Raw genomic sequence first — 22,702 nt, 5'->3', positions numbered from 1 at the left:
CTTATGGCGAGGAAGTCAAACGCAGAGACTGCTGCGAACCCCGGGCGACTGAAGCAGATCGCCCTCACGTACAAGATGACGCGCAAGGCCGACCCGAAGGTCGCTCTGATCGTCGCGGGCGTGGGAATCGTCACCTTCGGTGTCTTTCTTGCGATCGGCTTCCTGATCGACCACCCGGTCTACCTGGGCATCCTGGGCTTCCTGGTGGCGTTCCTCGCGATGGCGATCGTCTTCGGGCGACGGGCCGAGCGGGCTGCCTTCGGGCAGATGGAGGGACAGCCGGGCGCGGCCGCGGCCGTACTGGACAACGTGGGGCGGGGCTGGACGACCACCCCGGCCGTCGCGATGAACCGCAGCCAGGACATCGTCCACCGGGCCGTAGGCAAGGCCGGAGTGGTGCTGATCGCGGAGGGCAACCCGAACCGGGTCAAGAGCCTGCTCGCGGCTGAGCGCCGGAAGATGGCCCGGATCCTGCCCGACGTCCCGGTCCACGACTTCATCGTCGGCACCGGCGAGGGCGAGGTGCCGCTCAAGAAGATCCGTACGACGCTGCTCAAGCTCCCGCGCGTCCTGGCCGGCCCGCAGATCACCCAGGTCAACGACCGCCTCCGGGCCATGGGCGACCTGATGAGCAACATGCCGGTGCCGAAGGGACCGATGCCGAAGGGCATGCGCATGCCGCGCGGCGGCAAGATGCGCTGAGCGCGGCCCTTCCCGCACGCGAAGTGAAGCGGGGCGCCCCCCGAACCGTCCGGTTCGGGGGGCGCCCCGTTTTCGTTCCGGTGCCGGCCGCTTCGTATGCGATCCGCCCGTCTGCCTTACATGCGCACCTGGACGGCGCGGGAGAGGCGGTCGTGGAGGCCGCGGCCGTCGCGGTCCCAGACCAGGGCCGGGATGACGAGGGCCAGCAGGACCGTGCGGAGCAGGACGCGGAGGACGCCGAGGCGGCCGCCGTCCTCCGCGGCCACCCGGAGGCCGAGGATCCGCTTGCCGGGGGTGAATCCCACGGTGGCGACCGTCAGGAACGACAGGGTCACGAAGAGGGCCAGGGTCCAGTTGCGGGTGGCGGCCATGTCGCCGTGCGTGATCAGCCCGTAGGCGATCAGCTGGCAGCCGACCCAGTCGATGGCGACGGCGCCGAGCCGGCGTCCGAAGCGCGCCACCGACCCGGGCCCCGACTGGGGCAGGCCGAGGCGCTGGCCGCGGTAGCCGAAGTCGACGCCCATCTCCTCGGCGGCCGCGCGGGGGCCGGAGAGCCAGGATCCGATTGCTTGCCTGTTGTCCACTCGACCACGGTACCGGTGGCGCTCCATGCGACCTGGACGGGGCCCTGGTTAACTTGTGCGAAACAAATGGGTCATGCTTGAGAAATCCCGTGTGCTTATGGTCGGGTCAGCGTGCGGCACCGCACTGACGCGCCACGAGCTATAAAGCCCGTCCCTGCCCCGGGGCCGGGAGTAGGAGGAGTTGGATGTTCCAGAACGCCGACGAAGTGAAGCAGTACATCGAGGAGAACGACGTCAAGTTCGTCGACGTCCGCTTCTGTGACCTGCCTGGTGTGATGCAGCACTTCACCATCCCGGCGCGGGCGTTCGACCCGGCGGAGGAGCTCGCCTTCGACGGTTCCTCGATCCGCGGGTTCCAGGCCATCCACGAGTCCGACATGGCTCTGCGTGCCGACATCAGCACCGCGCGTCTGGACCCGTTCCGCCGTGACAAGACGCTGAACATCAACTTCTTCATCCACGACCCGATCACGGGCGAGGCCTACAGCCGCGACCCGCGCAACATCGCGAAGAAGGCCGAGGCGTACCTCGCCTCCACCGGCATCGCCGACACCGCGTACTTCGGGCCGGAGGCGGAGTTCTACGTCTTCGACAGCGTCCGCTTCGCGACCACCGCGAACGAGTCGTTCTACCACATCGACTCCGAGGCCGGCGCCTGGAACACCGGTTCCGAGGAGAACAACCGCGGCTACAAGGTCCGCTACAAGGGCGGCTACTTCCCCGTCGCCCCGGTCGACCACTTCGCGGACCTGCGCGCGGAGATCTCCCTGGAGCTCGACGCCCAGGGCCTCCAGGTCGAGCGCCAGCACCACGAGGTCGGCACCGGTGGCCAGGCCGAGATCAACTACAAGTTCAACACGCTGCTGGCCGCGGCCGACGACCTGATGCTCTTCAAGTACATCGTGAAGAACGTCGCCTGGCGCAACGGCAAGACCGCGACCTTCATGCCGAAGCCGATCTTCGGTGACAACGGTTCGGGCATGCACGTCCACCAGTCCCTGTGGAACGGCGGCGAGCCGCTGTTCTACGACGAGGCCGGCTACGCGGGCCTTTCGGACACCGCCCGCTACTACATCGGCGGCATCCTCAAGCACGCCCCGTCGCTGCTGGCGTTCACCAACCCGACGGTGAACTCCTACCACCGCCTGGTGCCCGGCTTCGAGGCCCCGGTCAACATGGTGTACTCGCAGCGCAACCGCTCCGCGGCCATGCGCATCCCGATCACCGGCTCGAACCCGAAGGCCAAGCGCGTCGAGTTCCGCGCCCCGGACCCGTCCTCGAACCCGTACCTGGCGTTCGCGGCCCTCCTGCTGGCCGGTCTCGACGGCGTCAAGAACAAGATCGAGCCGATGGAGCCGATCGACAAGGACCTCTACGAGCTCTCCCCGGACGAGCACGCGAGCGTCCCGCAGGTCCCGACCAGCCTCGAGGACGTCCTCAAGGCCCTGGAGGAGGACCACGAGTACCTCCTGGCCGGCGGTGTCTTCACCCCCGACCTGATCGAGACCTGGATCGACTACAAGCGCACGCACGAGATCGCCCCGATCGCGCAGCGCCCGCACCCGCACGAGTTCGAGCTCTACTTCGACATCTAAGAACAGGCCCCGAGGCCCGTCCGCCCTTGGCTCAGGCCGAGGGTGGGCACAACGGCCGGACCGGAGGCGACAGCAAACGACAGAGGCCGCCCGCGCGAACCGCGCGGGCGGCCTCTGTGTCGTCCCGGCGCCTCCGGTGAAGTGCGCTCAGTCCGAGGGGCGCAGGAGGGGCATCGCGCCGGTGAGGGCGTGGAGGCAGCGGAGGGCGATTTCGGCGGGGGAGCCGGGGCCGGAGGTGGGGGCGTCGGTCGCGGACCAGAGCTCCAGGGCGATCCGGATGGAGTCGGTCGCGGCCGCGGCCAGCAGGCGGATCTCCAGGGGGTCGGCGTCCGGGCCGGCCAGGCGGGCGATGACCGGGACCAGGCGTTCCTCGGAGTCCTGGTTGACCCGGTACCAGACGCCGCGCAGGGCCTCGTCGGTCGCCGCCGCGCGGAGCAGGCCGCGAGTGACCTCCAGGCCCTCCTCGATGGACTGGAGGTCGCTCAGGGAGCGGGTCACGGCGCGGTCCAGCGCCTGCGCGAGGGGGGTGGCGGGGTCCTCCTCGGCGAGGAGCGCGCGCCAGGCGTCGCCGCCGCCCGCCAGCAGTGGGGCCACGGCCTCCTGCTTGTTGCGGAAGTAGCGGTAGAAGGTGCGCAGGGCCACACCGGCCCGGTGGGCGATGTCCTCGGCGGTGGTGCCGTCCGGGCCGTGCTCGCCGAAGAGTTCGCAGGCCGCGCGGGCGATGTCGAGCTGGGTGGCGGCCTTGCGGCGTTCGGTCAGCGACTGCGCTGCGGGGCCGGCCTGGGGGGAGTACGGACGAGGGGATCTCACGGATGAAGCCTACCGCCCGGACCTTCCTGCCTTGCATGTTTTGACATGCTGGCAAAACGTGTCATCGCGCGGGTACGCTTACGCCCATGAACCGTTACGAAGGACGTCGCGTCCTCATCACCGGCGGTGGCTCCGGCATCGGCCAGGCCACCGTCCACCGCATCCTCGCCGAGGGCGGCCGCGTCCACACCGTGGACGTCAACGAAGCCGGCCTCAAGGCCACCGCCGAGCAGGCCGCCGCCGACGGGCACGCGGACCGCCTGACCACCGCCGTGCTCGACATATCCGACGAGCAGTCGGTGAAGACGGGCGTCACCGCCGGCGTCGGCGCGCTCGGCGGGCTGGACGTCCTCGTCAACGCCGCGGGCATCCTGCGCTCCGCGCACACCCACCAGACCACCCTCGACCTCTGGAACAAGGTCATCTCGGTCAACCTGACCGGCACCTTCCTGATGATCCGCGAGTCCCTCCCGGCCCTGCTGGACGGCGACCGGCCGGTCGTCGTCAACTTCAGCTCGACCTCGGCGTCCTTCGCGCACCCCTACATGTCCGCCTACGCGGCCAGCAAGGGCGGCATCCAGTCGATGACCCACGCCCTCGCCGCCGAATACAGCAAGCAGGGCCTGCGCTTCGTCTCCGTCGCCCCGGGCTCCATCGAGAGCGGCATGACCACGGGCAACGGCCCCGGCCTGCCCGAGGACACCGACTGGAGCCTGTTCACCAAGCTCGCCCCGGCCCTCGGCCAGGGCTTCGCCGGCCCGCAGACCGTGGCCGGCGTCGTCGCGATGCTGGGCTCCGAGGACGGCGCCTTCATCACCGGCACCGAGATCCGCATCGACGGCGGCACCCACTACTAGGCCGTCCCTACTGGATCTTGCCCTAGGCCCGGAAGCGGTCCCACAGCCGGGGGAAGCGTTCCGCGAGGACGGCTTCGTTCTCGAAGTCCAGCGGCGCGCCCTCCGGCTCGGCCGGTTGCAGCGCGACGCCCAGGTCCGGCGCCACCGCGCCCGTCAGCTGTTCGTACGCCTCGTCGGCCGCGTACCCCAGCTCCTCGCCGTCCCCGTCGATCTCCTCGTCGAAGTCGTCCAGCAGCTCCGCCAACGAGTCCGGGTCGTGCACCCCGCCCTCGAAGACCTCCCGCCCCTGGCCGATCAGCCAGCACCGGAAGTAGTCGAAGGCGTCGTCGCTGGCACCGTCGAGCAGCACCCAGGCGGCGCCCCACAGGTCCCACGTGTACGCCCGGTTGTACCGGGACTCGAAATGCCGCGCGAAGTCCAGCACGGAGTCCGGGTCGAGTTGCGCGAGGCGCTCCACGAGCAGCTCGGCGTGCTCCTCGGGGTCGCCCTCGGCGGCCTCGCGGGTACGGTCGACGATCTCCCAGAACTCCGTCTCGTCCATCACGGCTCCAGCATCACGGGTCGGCCCCCGCGCCGCCACCGCTCATACGGCCAAAGGCCGGTGAACGCCCCCCGCGTGGCCGCAAAAAGGGCGGCACGAGCGGCCGCAGGAGGTCATCGCGAGAACCGGGCGCGGAAAACGCGTGAGGCGGTCCGCCCCCTCACGGGGCGGACCGCCTCAACGGCGCGGCAGGCGGGGCCTACAGGCCGTAGCGCTCCCGGGCCTCCTTGATGGCGGACGCCGGGACCTCGCCGCGGCGGGCGAGCTGGGCCAGCGCGGCCACCACGATCGACTGCGGGTCGACACCGAAGTGCCGGCGGGCGCCCTCGCGCGTGTCGGACAGGCCGAAGCCGTCCGTACCCAGCGAGGTCCAGTCCTGCTCGACCCACTGGCTGATCTGGTCCGGGACCTGACGCATCCAGTCGGAGACGGCCAGCACCGGGCTGGTGACGCCCTCCAGGGCGCGCGTGACGTACGGGGTGCGGACCTCGCCGCGCAGCAGCGCCTCGTCGCACTCCAGCGCGTCGCGCCGCAGCTCGCCCCAGGAGGTGGCGGACCAGACGTCGGCGGCCACGTTCCAGTCGGCGGCGAGCAGCTTCTGCGCCTCCAGGACCCAGTGGATCGCCGTGCCCGAGGCCATGAGCTGGATCTTCGGGGCGTCGGCGGCCGGGGCGGACTCCAGCGAGGAGGCCTCGTTGAAGCGGTAGAGGCCGCGCAGGATGCCTTCCTCCACGCCCTCCGGCATGGCCGGCTGGACCTTCGGCTCGTTGTAGACCGTCAGGTAGTAGAAGACGTCTTCCGGCTTCTCGCCGTACATGCGGCGCAGACCGTCCTTGACGATCACCGCGATCTCGTACGCGAAGGCCGGGTCGTAGTTCAGCGACGCCGGGTTCGTGGACGCGATCAGGTGCGAGTGGCCGTCCGCGTGCTGGAGCCCCTCTCCGGTGAGGGTCGTACGGCCCGCGGTGGCGCCGACGATGAAGCCCTTGCCGAGCTGGTCGGCGAGCTGCCACATCTGGTCGGCGGTGCGCTGCCAGCCGAACATCGAGTAGAAGATGTAGAAGGGGATCATCGGCTCGCCGTGCGTCGCGTACGACGTGCAGGCGGCGATGAAGTCGGCCATGGCGCCGGCCTCGGTGATCCCCTCGTTGAGGATCTGGCCGTCCTTGGCTTCCTTGTAGTACATGAGCTGGTCGCGGTCGACCGGCTCGTACGTCTGACCCAGCGGCGAGTAGATGCCGGCCGACGGGAAGAGGGACTCCATACCGAAGGTGCGGGCCTCGTCGGGGACGATCGGCACCCAGCGCTTGCCGGTCTCCTTGTCCCGCATCAGGTCCTTGACGAGCCGGACGAAGGCCATGGTGGTGGCCATCTCCTGCTTGCCGGAGCCCTTGAGCAGCGGGGCGAAGGAACGCTCGGCCGGCGCGGGCAGGGCCACGTGGTGGACCTTGCGGGCGGGGGCCGGGCCGCCGAGGGCCGCGCGGCGCTCGTTCAGGTAGCGGACCTCGGGGCTGTCCGCGCCCGGGTGGCCGTACGGGACCTGGCCGTCGGCGAAGGCGCTGTCGGGGATCGGGAGGCCGAGGAGGTCGCGCATGTCCTTGAACTCGTCGATCGTCAGCTTCTTCATCTGGTGGTTCGCGTTCTTCGACTCGAACCCGGCGCCCAGCGTGTAGCCCTTGACGGTCTGCGCGAGGATGACGGTCGGCGCGCCCTTGTGCTCCAGGGCGGCCTTGTACGCGGCGTACACCTTGCGGGGCTCGTGGCCGCCGCGGGAGCTGTGGAAGCACTCGGCGATCTTCGCGTCGGACAGTACGGCCGCCAGCTGCACGAGCTCGGCGTTGGCACCGAAGAAGTGCTGCCGGATGTAGGCCACGTCGCGGGTCGCGTACGTCTGGAACTGCGCGTCGGGTACCTCGCGCAGGCGGCGTACCAGGGCGCCCGTGGTGTCGAGCTGGAACAGCTCGTCCCAGGCGGAGCCCCACAGCGACTTGATGACGTTCCAGCCGGCGCCGCGGAACTGGGCCTCCAGCTCCTGGACCACGCGGAAGTTGGCGCGGACCGGACCGTCGAGGCGCTGCAGGTTGCAGTTGATGACGAAGGTCAGGTTGTCGAGCCGCTCGCGGGAGGCGAGGGCCAGGGCGGCGGTCGACTCGGGCTCGTCCATCTCGCCGTCGCCGAGGAAGGCCCAGACGTGCGAGTTGGCGGTGTCCTTGATGCTCCGGTTCTGCAGGTAGCGGTTGAAGCGCGCCTGGTAGATCGCGGAGAGCGGGCCGAGGCCCATGGACACCGTCGGGAACTCCCACAGCCAGGGCAGGCGCCGCGGGTGCGGGTAGGACGGCAGGCCGTTGCCGCCGGACTCCTGGCGGAAGTTGTCGAGCTGCTGCTCGGAGACGCGTCCGTCGAGGAAGGCGCGGGCGTAGATGCCGGGGGAGGCGTGGCCCTGGATGTAGAGCTGGTCGCCCGATCCGTCGGCCTCCTTCCCGCGGAAGAAGTGCTGGAAGCCGGTCTCGTAGAGCCAGGCCGCCGAGGCGAAGGTGGCGATGTGGCCGCCGACGCCGTACTTGGAGCCGCGGGTCACCATGGCGGCCGCGTTCCAGCGGTTCCAGGCGGTGATCTTGGCTTCCATCTCCATGTCACCGGGGAACTCGGGCTCCGCGGCGGTGGGGATGGTGTTGACGTAGTCCGTCTCCAGCAGCTTCGGCAGGGCGAGGCCGGCGGCCTCGGCGTGCTGGAGGGTGCGGCGGAGCAGGTATTCGGCGCGGCGCGTACCGGCGGCCTGTGCGACGGCGTCGAGGGAGGCCGCCCATTCGGCGGTCTCCTCGGTGTCGCGGTCCGGGAGCTGGTCGAGCTCGCTCGGAAGCTTTCCTACGGGGTCGGACATCGGTGTGCGCCGCCTTCCGGACAAAGGAGAGGTGGTGAAGAAATCCCTGACGGGCAGGACAGGGTCGGCGGACCCGGGTAGGGGTCCGGGTCGACTGTAAGTCGCTGATCGATGATCGATCAAACGAAAGTGGCGAAGAAGTGTCGATCCGGCGAAAGTCGGCACCGCGTGCCATGAAAATGGGCACCCGGTGCCGGTCAAACCGGGACAAGCCGACCGTCAGGCCCGGGGTGCGCACCCCAGGACGTGCCGCTTCACCAGCACGCCGATGTCCGGATCCTGATTGCGGAAGGCTTCCACGAGAGCCGCGTGCTCCTCCGCGTACGACTTCTGCACCGTTCCCAGCCACCGGATGGACAGGGCGGTGAACACCTCGATGCCCAGGCTCTCCCACGTGTGCAGCAGCACGCTGTTGCCGGCGGCCCGCACCAGCTCGCGGTGGAAGCCCACGGTGTGCCGTACCTGGGCCGTCCCGTCCTCGGCCCGGTCCGCCTCCCACAGGGCCGCCACGTGCGGCTCCAGCGCCGTGCAGTCCGCCGCCAGCCGCGGCGCCGCCAGCTCGGCCGCGATCTGCTCCAGACCGGCCCGGACCGGGTAGATCTCCTCCAGGTCGGCGGCGGAGAGGTTGCGTACGCGGACGCCCTTGTTCGGCGCCGACTCGATCAGCCGCAGCGTCTCCAGCTCGCGCAGGGCCTCTCGGACGGGCGTCTGGCTGACCTCCAGTTCGACGGCGATCCGCCGCTCGACGATCCGCTCGCCGGGCTTCCAGCGGCCGCTGACGATCCCCTCCACGATGTGCTCGCGGATCTGCTCGCGCAGCGAGTGCACGACGGGTGGGGTGATCATCGGCGCTTCATCTCCTGGGGGCGCGCGGGGCTGATGCGTAGACAATACGGCGGTGTCGGCCGACGCGAAGCGTTCCTGGTCAGGGACCCGGGGTGAGGCTCGTTACAAGACGGGCGGGGCGCCGGGACCGGGGAAGCGCCGGGACCGACGACGGCGCCCCCGCCCGGAAGGTTCCGGACGGGGGCGCCGTGCGCGACAGCTGTGCGGCTACCGCCGCGGGCGGCCCTACAGGCCGAGCTCGACCTCGAACTCGCCTGCCTCGAGGATGGCCTTGACGGCCGAGAGGTACCGGGCCGCGTCCGCGCCGTCCACCAGGCGGTGGTCGTAGGACAGGGTCAGGTACGTCATGTCGCGGACGCCGATGACGGTGCCCTCGGGGGTCTCGATGACCATCGGGCGCTTGACGGTGGCACCGATGCCCAGGATGGCGACCTGGTTCGGCGGCACGATCACCGTGTCGAACAGCGCACCGCGCGAGCCGGTGTTGCTGATGGTGAAGGTCGCGCCCGACAGCTCGTCCGGCGTGATCTTGTTGCCGCGGACCTTGGCGGCCAGGTCGGCGGTCGCCTTGGAGATGCCCGCCAGGTTGAGGTCACCGGCACCCTTGATGACCGGGGTCATCAGGCCCTTCTCGGAGTCGACGGCGATGCCGATGTTCTCCGAGTCGAAGTAGGTGATGGTGCCCTCGTCGTCGTTGATCCGGGCGTTGACGACCGCGTGGGCCTTGAGCGCCTGGGCAGCGGCCTTGACGAAGAACGGCATCGGCGAGAGCTTGACGCCCTCACGGGCCTGGAAGGAGGCCTTGGCCTTCTCACGCAGCTTCATGATCTTGGTGACGTCCACCTCGACCACGGAGCTGAGCTGAGCCTGCGTGTGCAGGGCCTTCATCATGTTGTCGCCGATGACCTTGCGCATGCGGGTCATCTTGACCGTCTGACCGCGCAGCTCCGACACCGCGGCCGGAGCCTGGGTGGCGGCCGGGGCGGCAGCGGCTGCGGCCGGAGCCGGAGCGGCGGCGGCCTTGGCGGCCTCGGCGGCGGCCAGGACGTCCTGCTTGCGGATACGGCCACCGACACCGGTGCCGGAGACCGTGGACAGGTTGACGCCGGACTCCGAGGCGAGCTTGCGCACCAGCGGGGTCACGTACGCGCCCTCGTCACCGGCAGCCGGGGCCGGGGCAGCGACCGGAGCCGGAGCCGGGGCGGCCGGGGCCGGGGCAGCGGCCGGAGCCGGAGCGGCAGCCGGAGCAGCGGCCGGGGCGGCAGCCGGGGCGGCCGGAGCCGGAGCGGCAGCCGGGGCGGCCGGAGCCGGAGCGGCAGCCGGGGCGGCCGGAGCCGGAGCGGCAGCCGGGGCCGGGGCGGCCGGAGCCGGAGCGGCGGCCGGGGCGGCACCGGCGACGCCGATGACGGCCAGACGGGCGCCGACCTCGGCGGTCTCGTCCTCGCCGACCAGGATCTCCAGCAGGGTGCCGGCGACCGGCGCGGGGATCTCGGTGTCGACCTTGTCGGTGGAGACCTCGAGCAGCGGCTCGTCGGCCTCGACGGACTCGCCGACCTGCTTGAGCCAGCGGGTGACGGTGCCCTCGGTGACGGACTCGCCCAGCGCGGGCAGCACGACATCGGTGCCCTCGGCGGAACCGCCGCCGGCGGCCGCCTCGGCCGTCGGGGCCGGAGCCGGGGTCTCGACCTCGGTCGACGGGGCGGCCTGCGGGGCCTCGGGGGCCTGCGGGGCCTCCGGCGCCGGGGCGGCGGCGGTCTCGGCGGCCGGAGCGGCAGCCTCGGCCGGCGCGCCCGAGCCGTCGTCGATGACGGCCAGCTCGGCGCCGACCTCGACGGTCTCGTCCTCGGCGACCTTGATGGAGGCCAGGATGCCGGCGACGGGCGACGGGATCTCGGTGTCGACCTTGTCGGTCGAGACCTCGAGCAGCGGCTCGTCAGCCTCGACGCGCTCGCCCTCGGCCTTCAGCCAGCGGGTGACAGTGCCCTCAGTGACGCTCTCGCCGAGCGCCGGAAGGGTTACGGAAACCGACATGGTTTCTGTTGCTCCTTACGAAAGTGCGGAAGTGGTCGTCGCGCCCGTGACGAATCAGTCGTGGGAGTGAAGCGGCTTGCCGGCCAGGGCCAGGTGGGCCTCGCCGAGCGCTTCGTTCTGGGTCGGGTGCGCGTGGATGAGCTGCGCGACCTCGGCCGGCAGGGCCTCCCAGTTGTAGATCAGCTGGGCCTCGCCGACCTGCTCGCCCATCCGGTCACCGACCATGTGGACGCCGACCACGGCACCGTCCTTGACCTGGACCAGCTTGATCTCGCCCGCGGTCTTGAGGATCTTGCTCTTGCCGTTGCCGGCCAGGTTGTACTTCAGCGCCACGACCTTGTCCGCACCGTAGATCTCCTTGGCCTTGGCCTCGGTGATGCCGACGGAGGCGACCTCGGGGTGGCAGTACGTGACGCGGGGGACACCGTCGTAGTCGATCGGGACGGTCTTGAGACCGGCCAGACGCTCCGCCACCAGGATGCCCTCGGCGAAGCCGACGTGCGCGAGCTGGAGGGTCGGGACGAGGTCGCCGACGGCCGAGATGGTCGGCACGTTGGTCTGCATGTACTCGTCGACCAGGACGTAGCCGCGGTCCATCGCGACGCCCTGCTCCTCGTACCCCAGCCCCTGCGAGACGGGGCCGCGGCCGATGGCGACCAGCAGCACCTCGGCCTCGAAGGTCTTGCCGTCGGCCAGGGTGACGCGCACACCGTTCTCGGTGTACTCGGCCTTGTCGAAGAAGGTGCCCAGGTTGAACTTGATGCCGCGCTTGCGGAACGCGCGCTCCAGGAGCTTGGAGCTGTTCTCGTCCTCGACCGGCACGAGGTGCTTGAGGCCCTCGACGACGGTGACGTCGCTGCCGAAGGACTTCCACGCCGAGGCGAACTCGACGCCGATCACGCCGCCGCCGAGGATGATCGCGGACTCGGGCACGCGGTCCAGGACCAGCGCGTGGTCGGAGGAGATGATGCGGTTGCCGTCGATGTTCAGGCCCGGCAGCGACTTCGGCACGGAGCCGGTCGCCAGCAGGACGTGGCGGCCCTGGATACGCTGACCGTTCACATCGACGGACGTCGGGGAGGAGAGACGGCCCTCACCCTCGATGTACGTCACCTTGCGGGAGGCGACGAGACCCTGCAGGCCCTTGTACAGGCCCGAAATGACGTCGTCCTTGTACTTGTGCACGCCCGCGATGTCGATGCCCTCGAACGAGGCCTTGACACCGAACTGGGCGGCTTCGCGCGCCTGGTCCGCGATCTCACCGGCGTGCAGCAGAGCCTTCGTGGGGATGCAGCCGTTGTGCAGGCAGGTGCCACCGAGCTTGTTCTTCTCGATCAGCGCAACGTCGAGACCCAGCTGGGAGGCGCGCAGCGCGGCGGCGTAACCGCCACTGCCACCGCCGAGGATCACTAGGTCGAAAACGGTGCTGGCGTCGTTCGCCACGTCACGTCCTCCATGCATGTGCGCCGGGCACCGGTCCTCTGTGACCGGGCGGCGGCTGGTATTCGGCCGCTTGTTTCTTCGGCCCTGTGGTGGGGGCCCTGTCCTGCCGAGAACCCATCTTCGCATTTGTCGGGGGAACGCGGGACGCCGGGCCCCGGCTGGGTACGGTGGTTCTGCCGGAATCCCGGTTACCAGTGCGTAGAAAACCACTGATCGTCGAGATTTCGTCCAGAGCGAACGGGCGGACGAGTCGGCGCGCGGACGAGCGGAAGCGCCCCGGGACCTCGCGGGGTCCCGGGGCGCGTGATCACGTGGCGGTGGCGTCAGCCGAGGTCGCCCGTGGCGGTGCGCTCGGCCAGCCGCACCAGGGTGCGCACGGCGGAGCCGGTGCCGCCCTTGGGGGTGTAGCCGTAAGGGGCGCCCTCGTGGAAGGCGGGGCCCGCGATGTCGAGGTGGGCCCAGGTGATGCCCTCGCCGACGAACTCCTGGAGGAAGAGGCCGGCCACCAGGCCGCCGCCCATCCGGACACCCATGTTGGCGATGTCGGCGGTGGGGGAGTCCATGGTCTTGCGCAGGTCCTCGGGGAGCGGCATCGGCCAGGCGGCCTCGCCGACCTCTTCCGCGATCTCGTGGATCGAGGTGCGGAAGGCGTCGTCGTTCGCCATGATCCCGAAGGTGCGGTCGCCCAGCGCCAGCACCATCGCGCCGGTCAGGGTCGCGACGTCGACGATCGCGTCCGGGTTCTCCTCACTGGCGCGGGTCAGCGCGTCGCCCAGGACCAGGCGGCCCTCGGCGTCGGTGTTGAGGACCTCGACGGTCTTGCCGCTGTACATGCGCAGCACGTCACCGGGCTTGGTGGCGGAGCCGGAGGGCATGTTCTCGGCGAGCGCGAGCCAGCCGGTGACGTTGACCTGGAGGCCCAGCTTGGCGGCCGCGACGACCGAGGCGAACACCGCGGCGGCGCCGGCCATGTCGCACTTCATCGTCTCGTTGTGGCCGGCCGGCTTGAGGGAGATGCCGCCCGAGTCGTAGGTGATGCCCTTGCCGACGAAGGCGAGGGTCTTCTCCGCCTTGGGGTGGGTGTAGGACAGCTTCACCAGGCGCGGCGGGTTCTCGGAGCCCTTGCCGACGCCCATGATGCCGCCGAAGCCACCCTTGACCAGGGCCTTCTCGTCCAGCACCTGGACCTTGACGCCGTTCTCCTTCGCGGTCGCGGTGGCGACGGCGGCGAAGGCCTCGGGGGTGAGGTCGTTCGGCGGGGTGTTGACCAGGTCGCGCGCGATGTTGACCTCGGTCGCGACGACGGTGGCGCGCTCGGCGGCCGCCTTGTGCTCCTTGTCGCGCGGCTTGGCGCCGAGCAGGGTGACCTCGGCCAGCGGCTGCTTCGGGCCGCCGTTCTTCGCGCGGTTCTTCGCGACCTTGTCCTCGCCGCCCTGGTAGGCGGTGAAGGCGTACGCACCGAGCAACGCGCCCTCGGCGACGGCGGTCACGGCGGAGGCGTCGTCCAGGGGAAGGGCGAACGCGGCCTTCTTCGCGCCGTGCAGGGCGCGCGCTGCGCTGCCGGCGGCGCGGCGCAGGGCCTCCTCGTCGTACGACTCGTCCTGCTCCGGTACGGAGCCGAGCCCGACGGCCAGCACGACCGGGACCTTGAGACCGGCGGGCGCGGGCAGCTTGGTGACCTCGCCTTCGGCGCCCGAGGCGCCCATGGCGTCGAGCACGGCGGCCAGCTTTCCGTCGAACGCCTTGTCCACGGCCTCGGCGCCCGCGGCGACGACGGGCCCCTTCGGGCCCTTCGCCACACCGACCACGAGGGCGTCGGCGCGGAGCGTCGCCGCGCCGGCAGTGCTGAGAGTCAGAGCAGTCACGGTGGTGAAGTCTCGCTTCCGTTTGTGTATGTGTGCGCTGCGGTCGCGTCAGGGTCGCCGGCCGCTCCGCAGCGATCGTATTCGGGCGCGGCGGCACCCGGAAAAGAGCCTACGCGTACGCGGTCGTCCGTACGTCACTCGAAGGTTTGGCAAGTTGTTCGACGGGACCACTGACAGGTTCACCCATCTGTGGTCTCTGTTCCAGGTTTGCGCTTTAGACCTGACGAGGTCCGAGAGACTCGAGCCACTCTCGCAAGGGGGCGTGGGGTCCCTTTGCATGATTTCCACAGAGCCTCCCCGGTCGGCCGTCCGCCATGGCCGTCGCCGAGGGAGCCTGCGGGGGGAAGGCCGAAATGGTCAGCAAGAACAAGAACCGGATGAACAGGCTTGCCGCGGCGATGGCCGCGACGGCGCTGATGTCCGTGGCGGTGCCCGCGGCGACCGCCCAGGCGGCCACCGTCGTACCGCGCATCGACCTGAGGGTGCTGGTCGTCGACGACGGCGGCAGCTCGGTCGCGGCGATCACCGCCGAACTCCGGGACACCGGAGTCCCCTACACCCGCGTCGACCTGGGCAGCGGCAGCCGCCCGGTGATCAACGCGGCTTTCCTGAGCGACACCGTCGACGGCCGGCCGCGCGCCAAGTTCCAGGGGGTCGTCCTGCCCAACGAGAACCCCTTCGGCGCGGGCTCCGCCGAATCCGCCGCGCTCACCGCCTACGAGACGGCGTACGGAATCCGCCAGGTGGACGCCTACACCTGGGCGCACCCCGAAGTCGGCCTGGAATACACCGACAACGGCGGCTACAGCGGCACGCTGGACGGCACCCAGGCCGCCGTCACCACCGCGGGCAAGGCCGGCCCCTTCGGCTACCTCGGGGGTCAAGTCACCTTCGAGGACAACTCGCCGCTGATCCCGGAGAGCTACGGGTTCATCGCCAAGCCCCGCACCGGCTACACCAGCTACCTCGACGCCCCCGTCGGCTCCGGACGGGCCTCGCTCGTCGGCGAGTACGCCCACGACGGGCGCAGCGAACTGGTCGTGACCTTCGGCTACAACCAGTACCAGCAGCAGTTCCGGCTGCTGGCCCGGGGCATCGTCGATTGGCTGACCCAGGGCGTCCACCTCGGCCAGGAGCGCAACTACTTCGCGGTCCACGTCGACGACGTCTTCGCCCCGGACGCCCGTTGGGACAAAGCCCTCAACTGCACGCCCGGCGACTACGCGTGCGCGGGCGGCGAGGGCAAGGAGAGCACCATCCGGATGAGCGCCGCCGACGCCCAGTACGCGGTGCAGTGGCAGCAGAGCAAGAACTTCAAGCTCGACATGCTCTTCAACGCCGGCGCCGGGGAGGAGTGGAAGACGGAGAACGGCGGCACCGACGCCCTGACCGCCCAGCTCATCGCCGACCGGGCCCAGTTCCGCTGGATGAACCACACCTACACCCACCTCTTCCTCGGCTGCGTCCAGGACGTCACCACCGTGCCCTGGAGCTGCACGAAGAACGCCCAGGGCGCCGTCAACTGGATGAGCCGCGCGGACATCTCCGCCCAGATCCGCGACAACAACAACTGGGCCGCGTCCAAGGGCATCACCACCGACCGCTCCGAGATCGTCACCGGCGAGCACTCCGGTCTCAAGACCCTGCCGCAGCAGACCGTGGACAACCCGAACCTGTCGGGCGCGTTCGCCGACAACGGGATCAAGTGGGCGGGCAGCGACAGCTCGCGCGAACCCGGGCAGCGCGCGGTCGGCGCCGCCCTGACCGTCCCCCGCTACCCGATGAACGTGTACTACAACACGGGCACCAACGCGGAGATGGCCGACGAGTACAACTGGATCTACACCAGCCGCGCCCAGGGCGGCAGCGGCGCCTGCGAGGACAACCCGGCGACCTCCACCTGTCTTGCGGCCCCGCTCGACGCCGGCACCGGCTACCTCGACTACATCGTCCCCACCGAGGCCCGCACCGCCCTGCGCCACGTCCTGAACAACGACCCGCGCCCGCACTACGTCCACCAGTCCAACCTCGCCGAGGACCGCACCCTGTACCCGGTCCTCAACCAGGTCCTCGACACCTACCGCGCCCTGTACGCCCCCAGCGCCCCGATCGTGAACCAGAGCATGAAGGACAGCGGCGTCGAGCTCGGCCGCCGCGCCGCCTGGGACGCCGCCCTCGCCGCCAACAAGGTCACCGCCTACCGCATCGGCAAGGACGTCACCGTCAAGGCGCCCTCCGGCGTGGCCGCACCCGTCACCGCCCCCGTCGGGACCAAGAAGCAGCTCCTGCTCGGCACCGCCGACTTCGGCACCGCGTACGCCGGCACCCGCTCCGCGTGGACGTCCCCGGAGCCCCTGCAGTCGGCGGTCACGCTCAAGCTGGCCTGACGGCCGCCCCCGGCCCTCCGCCCGGCCGGAACCGCTCCATCGGCACACGAAACGCAGCACCACCTTGCGCCGGCGCTCCGCGAACCACGGGCGCCGGCCCCTTTTCCGTCCTGGGGGGACACACCGCATGAGCCATGGGCGTCATGTCACCATGCTCACCGAAGGCACCTACCCGCACGTCCACGGGGGCGTCAGCACCTGGTGCGACCAGCTGGTCCGGGGAATGCCGGAGGTCGACTTCAACGTCATAGCCCTGACCGGCTCCGGACGCGAGCCGGTCACCTGGCAACTGCCCCACAACGTCTACCGGCACACCGCCGTACCGCTGTGGGGGCCGCCGCCGCCCCGCACCCTCCGCTCGGCCCTGCGCGGCAAGGCCCGGCGCAGTTTCACCGACACCTACGAAGCGTTCCTGCTGTCGCTGCTCGACCCCACGCGCGGCGGATTCTCCGAAGCCCTGCGCGAACTGGCCCTGCTGGCCCGCTCGGGCCGCCTCGCCCCCGCCCTGCGCTCCGAGTCCGTCCTGCGGCTCCTGATGGACCTGTGGACCCGCCCCGGCACGGGCACCGCAGATGCCGCGCCCACCATCCACGACGCGCTCACCGCCACCGACCTGCTGGAACACGCTCTGCGCCCGCTCGGCGTGCGCATCCCGCGCGACAGCGTCTCCCACGCCGTCAGCAGCGGCCTCGCCACCTTGCCGGCGCTCGCCGCCAAGCACCTCGACCAGGTGCCCTTCCTGCTCACCGAGCACGGCATCTACCTGCGCGAGCGCTACCTCGGCTACCGCACCGCCGAACAGCGCTGGCCGGTCAAGGCCCTCCTGCTCGGCTTCTACCGGGAGCTGAACACCGAGGGTTACCGGCAGGCCGACCTGATCACGCCCTGCAACCAGTACAACCGCCGCTGGGAAGAGCGCGGAGGCGCCGCCTCCGACCGCATCCGCACCGTCTACAACGGCGTGGACCCGCACGCCTTCCCCGAGGCCGGCCCCGAACCGGAGGTGCCCACCCTCAGCTGGTGCGGCCGCGTCGACCCCATCAAGGACCTCGAAACCCTCATCCGCGCCTACGCGTTCATGCGCCAGGAGATCCCCCGGCTGAGGCTGCGCCTGTTCGGCCCGGTCCCGGCCGGCTGCGAGGACTACAAGCTCCGCCTGGAGAAACTCGCCGCCGAGATCGGGGTGTCCGACGGCATCACCTTCGAAGGCCGCATCGCGCAGGTCGCCCAGGCCTACGCGGCCGGCTCGATCGTGATGCTCTCCTCCATCAGCGAGGGTTTCCCGTTCAGCATCATCGAAGCCATGTCCTGCGGCCGCACCACCGTCTCCACCGACGTCGGGGGAGTGCGCGAGGCCGTCGGCGACACCGGGCTGGTCGTCCCGCCCCGCGAACCCGAGACCATGGCCCGCGCCACCCTCGCCCTGCTCCGCGACGACGAACGCCGCGCCGAACTCGGCCGGCGCTCCCGCAAGCGGGTCGTGGAGAAGTTCACCCTCCACCAGTCCGTGGACGGGTTCCGCCACATCTACCGGGAACTCGCGGGCCAGCCCGTCCTGCCCGTCCAGCCGGGCGACGACTGGACCCAGCGCCTGGCCGACCCCTGGTACCGGGAGCTCGCCGCCGAAGGGAACCTGTGGTGAGCGGATCCCTGTGGCTCAAGGTGCCCGGCGGCAACACCCTGCCCGCCATCCCCCGCCCCCGGCGGACGGCCACGGCCGCCGCCGACCCGATGGACGAACTCGTCGAACGGTTCGACGCCTTCATCGCCGCCGCCGTCCATCCCGACGAGATCGCCGCCATCCTCGAATCCGACGGGATGAACGACGAATACATCCGCCTCACCTACGGCCGCCACGACTCCTTCACGCTCGCGGAGGAGCTCTACACCCGGGTGCCCCGCTCCTTCCCCGAGCCCCGGAGCACCCCCGACCCCTGGAAGGTCTCCCTCACCGCCTGCCTGCTGCGCGGGGTCGTCTTCGCCCTGCCCGGCCTCGCCTACCTGCTCGGAGCCCCCCTGCTGGAAGGGCCGCCGGACCGGCTCGGCCTGCCCGCCGGGACGCTCACCCTGCTCGCCGGCGCCCTGATCGGCTGGGTGTGGGACCAGACCCTGTCCCACCGGGCCTACTCCTGGCTCGGCCTCGGCGACCGGGCCGCCGCCGGGCGGACCCTGCTCGCCGGGGCCCCCGCCGGGGCGCTGCTGGGCACCGCCGCCGCCCTGGCGGTGCCCGGTGGCCCGCCGTTCTCCTACGCGTTCGCCGCCGGGCAGGCGCTGTACGTCGGCGCGGCCACCGTCCTGCTGGTACTCGGCCGGGAGCGGGTGCTGCTCGCCGCGCTCGTCCCGATGGCCGCCGGCGCGGTGCTCGCGCTCTTCGTCGACCTGCCCGTCAGGGTGCGGGTGACCCTGCTCGCGGTGTCCCTGCTGGCCGCCTGCCTCCTGGCCGTACGGGAACTGCCGCTGGCCGAGGGGGCAGCGGCGGCCCTGCGGCGGGTCCGGGAGCGGACGCGGGGCCGCCCGGGCGGGGGCCCCGTGCGGTGGCGGATGCTGCGCGGCACCGAGGAGGAGTACGCGCCGCGCGGCCCCCGGCTCGCGGACTCCGTGCCGTACGGCGTCTTCGGCCTGGGCACCGGGCTGCTCGTGCTGTACGCCGCCCTGGGGGAGGTGCTGGCCGGGGGCCCCGCCGAGGCGGTCGCCGCGCCCTCGGCGGTGGCCCTCACCCTCAGCATGGGCCCGGCCGAATGGCTGCTGTACCGGTTCCGCAGCGGCAGCCTGGCCGGGCTGCGGGCGGCCCGCTCGCCGCGGGCGTTCCGGCGCCGGATGCTCGCCACCCTGGCCGGCTGCCTGGCCCGGTACCTGGCGGTGCTGCTGGCGCTGGGCGTGAGCGGAACCCTGCTGTGGCCCGGCGCGCCCTCCCTGACCGGGGCCCGGGCGGCGGCGTTGCTGCTGCTCGGCGCCGTCATGTGGTCCGGGCTGCTGCTCCAGTCCTTCGGGGCGGTCCGGGCCGCCGCGGTGGTATGCGCCTCGGCGGCGTTCGTGCAGAGCCTGGCCGTGCTGACCGGGTTCGGACAGCCGCGGCTGGTGCAGTTGGCGGTGGCGGGCACGGCCGCGGCCGCCCTGGCCACACTGGTCTGCCTGCTGCTGGGCCGGGCCACGGCCCACCGCTGACGCACGTGTCCCCGTACGAGACGCACAAGAAGAAGGACCTCATGCTGCTGGTGCCCCTCTACGAGCACCCCGCCGACCGGCCCGAGGCGTGGGAGCTGCTGATCGCCTCGGCCGGCCGGCTGCATTCGGTGGTGCTCAACCCCGACAGCGGGCCGGGCGCGGCCCCCGACGAACGGTTCGCCGCGGTCGCCGGGCGGCTGCGGGCCGCCGGGGTGCCCGTACTGGGGTACACCGACACCGACTACGGGCGGCGCCCGCACGCGGCCGTCGTCCAGGACCTGCTGCGCCACCGCGACTGGTACCAGGCTGACGGCGCGTTCCTCGACCAGGCGTCCGCCGACCCGGAACTGCTGCCGCACTACGGGCGGCTCGCCGTCGCCGCCCGGGCCGCCGGCGCCCGTACCCTCGTGCTGAACCACGGTGTCCACCCGCACCCCGGGTACGCCGCGCTGGCCGACCTGCTCGTCACCTTCGAGGGTCCCTGGGACGCGTACCGCGACGCGGGCGCCGCCCCCCGGTGGACCGCCGACCACCCCGCCCAGCTGTTCTGCCACCTCGTGTACGCCGTCCCGCCGGGCGCACCGGCCGCCCGACTCGCCCTGGAGCGGCGGGCGGCCGTGCACTGCGCGGTCCCCGGCACCGGCGCACACCCGTGGGGGACCCTTCCGTACGCCCTGGAGGCCACCGCATGAGGCGCCGCGCACTGCCCTGGCTGCTCGTCGGCCCGCTCCTGCTCCTGGCCTCCTGCACGTCGGCGCCCGAGCCGCCGGAGCCCGACGACCTGTCACCCGACCCGGCGCCCGGGCAGCGCTGGCAGCCCGCGCCGCAGGTGAGCTGGCAGTGGCAGCTCACCGGCACGCTCGACCCGTCCGTGAAGGCGGCGGTGTACGACGTCGACGGCTTCAACACCACCAAGGAGCAGGTGGCCGCCTTGAAGAAGGCGGGCCGCAAGACGATCTGCTACCTCTCCACCGGCGCCTGGGAGGACTTCCGACCCGACGCCGCCGACTTCCCGAAGGAACTGCTCGGCGAGGGCAACGGGTGGGAAGGCGAGCGCTGGCTGGACATCCGGCGCTCGGCCGAACTGGAACCGCTGATGGCCAAGCGCTTCGACATGTGCAGGGAAAAGGGCTTCGACGCGATCGAACCCGACAACATGGACGGCTACGCCAACTCGTCCGGGTTCCCGCTCACCGCCGCCGACCAGCTGACCTACAACCGGCTGATCGCGAAGCTCGCGCACGACCGGGGGCTGTCGGTCGGGCTCAAGAACGACCTCGACCAGATCCCGGAGCTCGTCGGGGACTTCGAGTTCGCCGTCAACGAGCAGTGCGCGCAGTTCGACGAGTGCGAGCGCTACCGGCCGTTCATCGCGGCCGGGAAGGCCGTCTTCCACGTCGAGTACGAGGGCCGGCTGCGCGAGTGGTGCCCCACCTCGCAGCAGGAGAAGCTCAGCTCGCTCCAGAAGAAGACCGATCTGGATGCCTGGCGCCGCTGGTGCCCGCCCCGGGGCGAGCCGTAGCAAGGGCGCCGACCGAGGTCGCGTACGCGGCGACGCCCTCTGCGGTGGCACCCGCCCAGCCCACGTAGCCGTCGGGCCGGACGAGGAACACCCCGTCGCCGTAGGGCGCGTAGGACGGGACGCACACGGTGCGGACGCCGGGAAGTCCCGGAAGGTCTGCCCGCGCCGGCGTGCCGACGGCCAGCAGCGTCCAGTGCGGCCCGCGGAACGCGTCGAAGAGGCGCACGCCGCCGGGCACCCCGTCCGGTGCGCGGTCGCCCGCGCGCAGGGTGGCCGCGGGCGGGCCGGTGCGGGTGTCCACGGAGAGGGAGGAGCCCCGGTAGCCCAGGCCCAGCATCCCGGTGGCCGCCCCGCGCCGGGCCTCGCCCCGGTGGACCCGGGTGGACAGGCCGAGCATGTCGGCGGCCACCGGCAGCCGTTCCTCCTCGTAGGTGTCGAGCAGGGACTCGGGGGCCCGGCCGGCGAGCACCGCCGCCAGCTTCCACCCGAGGTTGTACGCGTCCTGGACGCTGGTGTTGAGTCCCTGGCCGCCCGCGGGGGAGTGGACGTGCGCGGCGTCCCCGGCGAGGAAGACGCGACCTTCGCGGAACCGGTCGGCGAGCGCCGCCCGGGGTCGGAAGTCGGAGGCCCAGCGCACTTCCGTCACGTCCTCGGGGGCGAGGTGGGAGCGGGCGGCCACCACCGCGCGGATGCCGTCGAGGGAGAGGTCGATGTCCGTGCCCTCCGGGAACTGGGCGGTGAGCTGGAAGTCCTCCGTGCCGGCGAGCGGGCAGAGCGCGAGGACCCCGGTGTCGCCGGAGGCCGGGAAGACGTGCCAGTGGTCGCGGTCGAGTCCCGTGACGCGGACGTCGGCCACGAGGACCGGGTTCGGGTCGACGGTCTCGCCGGTCATCGCGATGCCGAGCGCGCGCCGCACGGTGGACCGGCCGCCGTCGGCGGCGACGAGGTAGCGGGCGCGGACGGGTTCCCCGGAGGCGAAGACGGCGTCCACTCCCTCGGGGTCCTGGTCGAGACCGGCCAGTTCCCGGCCGAAGGCGACCGTGCCGCCGAGTTCCGTGAGCCTGGTGGAGAGGATCTCCTGGGTGCGCCACTGCGGCACCATCCAGGGCTCGTGGTAGGGCGATTCCTGGCCGGGGCTTCCCGCGTCGAACATCGGGTGGTCGCCCTGGCGCCGGCCGTCCCGCCAGGTCATCGCGGCCGGGTAGGGGCCGCCGGCCGCGTCGATGGCGTCGCCCACGCCGAGGTCGTCCAGCACCTCCCGGGTGCGCGGCTGGATGCCCTTGCCGCGGGAGCCGGGGAAGAGTGCGCCGGCCCGCTCCACGACGAGGGCGTCGACCCCGCGCCGTGCCAGGTCGACGGCGAGCGCGAGGCCGGTGGGGCCCGCCCCGACGATCAGGACGTCCGTGTGCGTGCCCGTGCCGCTGCCCGTACTGCCCGTGCTGTTCATGTCACTTCTCCTTAACGTCGTTAAGT

Annotated in this window: 17 protein-coding genes; 8 read left to right on the top strand and 9 right to left on the bottom strand. The window is 71.5% G+C overall.

Annotation, left to right across the window (positions count from 1 at the left end):
- The first annotated feature begins 3 nt into the window (after positions 1-3).
- On the top strand, positions 4-702 hold the full coding sequence (locus IE207_RS01895) for a DUF4191 domain-containing protein (protein ID WP_190182218.1): 699 nt from the start codon (positions 4-6) through the stop codon (positions 700-702).
- A gap of 116 nt (positions 703-818) precedes the next feature.
- Here the strand turns inward: IE207_RS01895 and IE207_RS01890 are convergent, their stop codons facing one another.
- Positions 819-1,286 carry an RDD family protein gene (locus IE207_RS01890; RefSeq protein WP_190182217.1) on the bottom strand — a complete coding sequence of 156 codons (468 nt, stop codon included), beginning with the start codon at positions 1,284-1,286 and terminating at the stop codon, positions 819-821.
- Positions 1,287-1,471: 185 nt separating this feature from the next.
- Between IE207_RS01890 and glnA the strand changes: the two genes are divergently transcribed.
- The gene (gene glnA / locus IE207_RS01885) at positions 1,472-2,881 is read left to right on the top strand and encodes a type I glutamate--ammonia ligase (RefSeq protein ID WP_190182216.1); all 1,410 of its coding nucleotides are present in this window, start codon (positions 1,472-1,474) and stop codon (positions 2,879-2,881) included.
- Positions 2,882-3,028: 147 nt separating this feature from the next.
- Here glnA and IE207_RS01880 read toward each other — a convergent pair whose 3' ends face one another.
- Positions 3,029-3,691, bottom strand: coding sequence for a TetR/AcrR family transcriptional regulator (locus IE207_RS01880; protein ID WP_190182215.1), 663 nt, complete (start codon positions 3,689-3,691; stop codon positions 3,029-3,031).
- Positions 3,692-3,777: 86 nt separating this feature from the next.
- On the opposite strand from IE207_RS01880, the gene IE207_RS01875 reads away from it, so the two are divergent.
- Positions 3,778-4,548, top strand: coding sequence for an SDR family NAD(P)-dependent oxidoreductase (locus IE207_RS01875; protein ID WP_190182214.1), 771 nt, complete (start codon positions 3,778-3,780; stop codon positions 4,546-4,548).
- Between the two features lie 22 nt (positions 4,549-4,570).
- Here IE207_RS01875 and IE207_RS01870 read toward each other — a convergent pair whose 3' ends face one another.
- The 6 genes from IE207_RS01870 to IE207_RS01845 all read right to left on the bottom strand — a co-directional run bounded on the left by IE207_RS01870 (position 4,571) and on the right by IE207_RS01845 (position 14,155).
- On the bottom strand, positions 4,571-5,089 hold the full coding sequence (locus IE207_RS01870) for a DUF4240 domain-containing protein (RefSeq protein ID WP_190182213.1): 519 nt from the start codon (positions 5,087-5,089) through the stop codon (positions 4,571-4,573).
- 199 nt (positions 5,090-5,288) lie between these two features.
- Entirely contained in the window at positions 5,289-7,970 is a 2,682-nt protein-coding gene (gene aceE / locus IE207_RS01865) for a pyruvate dehydrogenase (acetyl-transferring), homodimeric type (protein WP_190182212.1), read from the bottom strand.
- A 219-nt stretch (positions 7,971-8,189) separates the two neighbouring features.
- Complete coding sequence (locus IE207_RS01860) at positions 8,190-8,813, bottom strand: GntR family transcriptional regulator (protein ID WP_190182736.1); 624 nt, start codon at positions 8,811-8,813, stop codon at positions 8,190-8,192.
- 228 nt (positions 8,814-9,041) lie between these two features.
- A complete protein-coding gene (gene sucB / locus IE207_RS01855) occupies positions 9,042-10,847 on the bottom strand; it encodes a 2-oxoglutarate dehydrogenase, E2 component, dihydrolipoamide succinyltransferase (RefSeq protein WP_190182211.1) in 1,806 nt (601 codons plus the stop codon).
- 54 nt (positions 10,848-10,901) lie between these two features.
- Positions 10,902-12,290, bottom strand: coding sequence for a dihydrolipoyl dehydrogenase (gene lpdA, locus IE207_RS01850; RefSeq protein ID WP_190182210.1), 1,389 nt, complete (start codon positions 12,288-12,290; stop codon positions 10,902-10,904).
- Between the two features lie 323 nt (positions 12,291-12,613).
- Entirely contained in the window at positions 12,614-14,155 is a 1,542-nt protein-coding gene (locus IE207_RS01845; RefSeq protein WP_190182209.1) for a leucyl aminopeptidase, read from the bottom strand.
- 353 nt (positions 14,156-14,508) lie between these two features.
- Here IE207_RS01845 and IE207_RS01840 point away from each other — a divergent pair, with 353 nt between their 5' ends.
- The 5 genes from IE207_RS01840 (at position 14,509) to IE207_RS01820 (ending at position 21,229) form a co-directional block, all read left to right on the top strand.
- The gene (locus IE207_RS01840) at positions 14,509-16,542 is read left to right on the top strand and encodes a hypothetical protein (RefSeq protein WP_190182208.1); all 2,034 of its coding nucleotides are present in this window, start codon (positions 14,509-14,511) and stop codon (positions 16,540-16,542) included.
- A gap of 127 nt (positions 16,543-16,669) precedes the next feature.
- A complete protein-coding gene (gene pelF / locus IE207_RS01835; protein WP_190182207.1) occupies positions 16,670-18,184 on the top strand; it encodes a GT4 family glycosyltransferase PelF in 1,515 nt (504 codons plus the stop codon).
- Complete coding sequence (locus IE207_RS01830; RefSeq protein WP_190182206.1) at positions 18,181-19,707, top strand: hypothetical protein; 1,527 nt, start codon at positions 18,181-18,183, stop codon at positions 19,705-19,707. The genes pelF and IE207_RS01830 overlap by 4 nt, the downstream gene beginning before the upstream one ends.
- 41 nt (positions 19,708-19,748) lie before the next feature.
- The gene (locus IE207_RS01825; protein WP_190182735.1) at positions 19,749-20,399 is read left to right on the top strand and encodes a spherulation-specific family 4 protein; all 651 of its coding nucleotides are present in this window, start codon (positions 19,749-19,751) and stop codon (positions 20,397-20,399) included.
- Positions 20,396-21,229, top strand: a complete 834-nt coding sequence (locus tag IE207_RS01820; protein WP_190182205.1) for an endo alpha-1,4 polygalactosaminidase — start codon at positions 20,396-20,398, stop codon at positions 21,227-21,229. Before IE207_RS01825 ends, IE207_RS01820 begins: the two co-directional genes overlap by 4 nt.
- Here the strand turns inward: IE207_RS01820 and IE207_RS01815 are convergent.
- Positions 21,159-22,676 carry an FAD-dependent oxidoreductase gene (locus IE207_RS01815; RefSeq protein WP_190182204.1) on the bottom strand — a complete coding sequence of 506 codons (1,518 nt, stop codon included), beginning with the start codon at positions 22,674-22,676 and terminating at the stop codon, positions 21,159-21,161. The genes IE207_RS01820 and IE207_RS01815 overlap by 71 nt on opposite strands.
- Positions 22,677-22,702: the final 26 nt, after the last annotated feature.

Origin of the sequence: Streptomyces cirratus (assembly GCF_014650775.1) — a bacterium.
In the GTDB taxonomy this organism is placed as follows: domain Bacteria; phylum Actinomycetota; class Actinomycetes; order Streptomycetales; family Streptomycetaceae; genus Streptomyces; species Streptomyces cirratus.
This window is presented reverse-complemented; position numbering and strand designations above follow the sequence as displayed.

Excerpts from the sequence above, each read along its gene's own strand:
- aceE (WP_190182212.1), bottom strand. The coding sequence starts at position 7,970 with ATGTCCGACCCCGTAGGAAAGCTTCCGAGCGAGCTCGACCAGCTCCCG.
- IE207_RS01870 (WP_190182213.1), bottom strand. The coding sequence starts at position 5,089 with ATGGACGAGACGGAGTTCTGGGAGATCGTCGACCGTACCCGCGAGGCC.
- IE207_RS01825 (WP_190182735.1), top strand. The coding sequence starts at position 19,749 with ATGCTGCTGGTGCCCCTCTACGAGCACCCCGCCGACCGGCCCGAGGCG.
- IE207_RS01840 (WP_190182208.1), top strand. The coding sequence starts at position 14,509 with ATGGTCAGCAAGAACAAGAACCGGATGAACAGGCTTGCCGCGGCGATG.
- sucB (WP_190182211.1), bottom strand. The coding sequence starts at position 10,847 with ATGTCGGTTTCCGTAACCCTTCCGGCGCTCGGCGAGAGCGTCACTGAG.
- IE207_RS01815 (WP_190182204.1), bottom strand. The coding sequence starts at position 22,676 with ATGAACAGCACGGGCAGTACGGGCAGCGGCACGGGCACGCACACGGAC.
- glnA (WP_190182216.1), top strand. The coding sequence starts at position 1,472 with ATGTTCCAGAACGCCGACGAAGTGAAGCAGTACATCGAGGAGAACGAC.
- IE207_RS01820 (WP_190182205.1), top strand. The coding sequence starts at position 20,396 with ATGAGGCGCCGCGCACTGCCCTGGCTGCTCGTCGGCCCGCTCCTGCTC.
- IE207_RS01875 (WP_190182214.1), top strand. The coding sequence starts at position 3,778 with ATGAACCGTTACGAAGGACGTCGCGTCCTCATCACCGGCGGTGGCTCC.
- pelF (WP_190182207.1), top strand. The coding sequence starts at position 16,670 with ATGAGCCATGGGCGTCATGTCACCATGCTCACCGAAGGCACCTACCCG.
- IE207_RS01895 (WP_190182218.1), top strand. The coding sequence starts at position 4 with ATGGCGAGGAAGTCAAACGCAGAGACTGCTGCGAACCCCGGGCGACTG.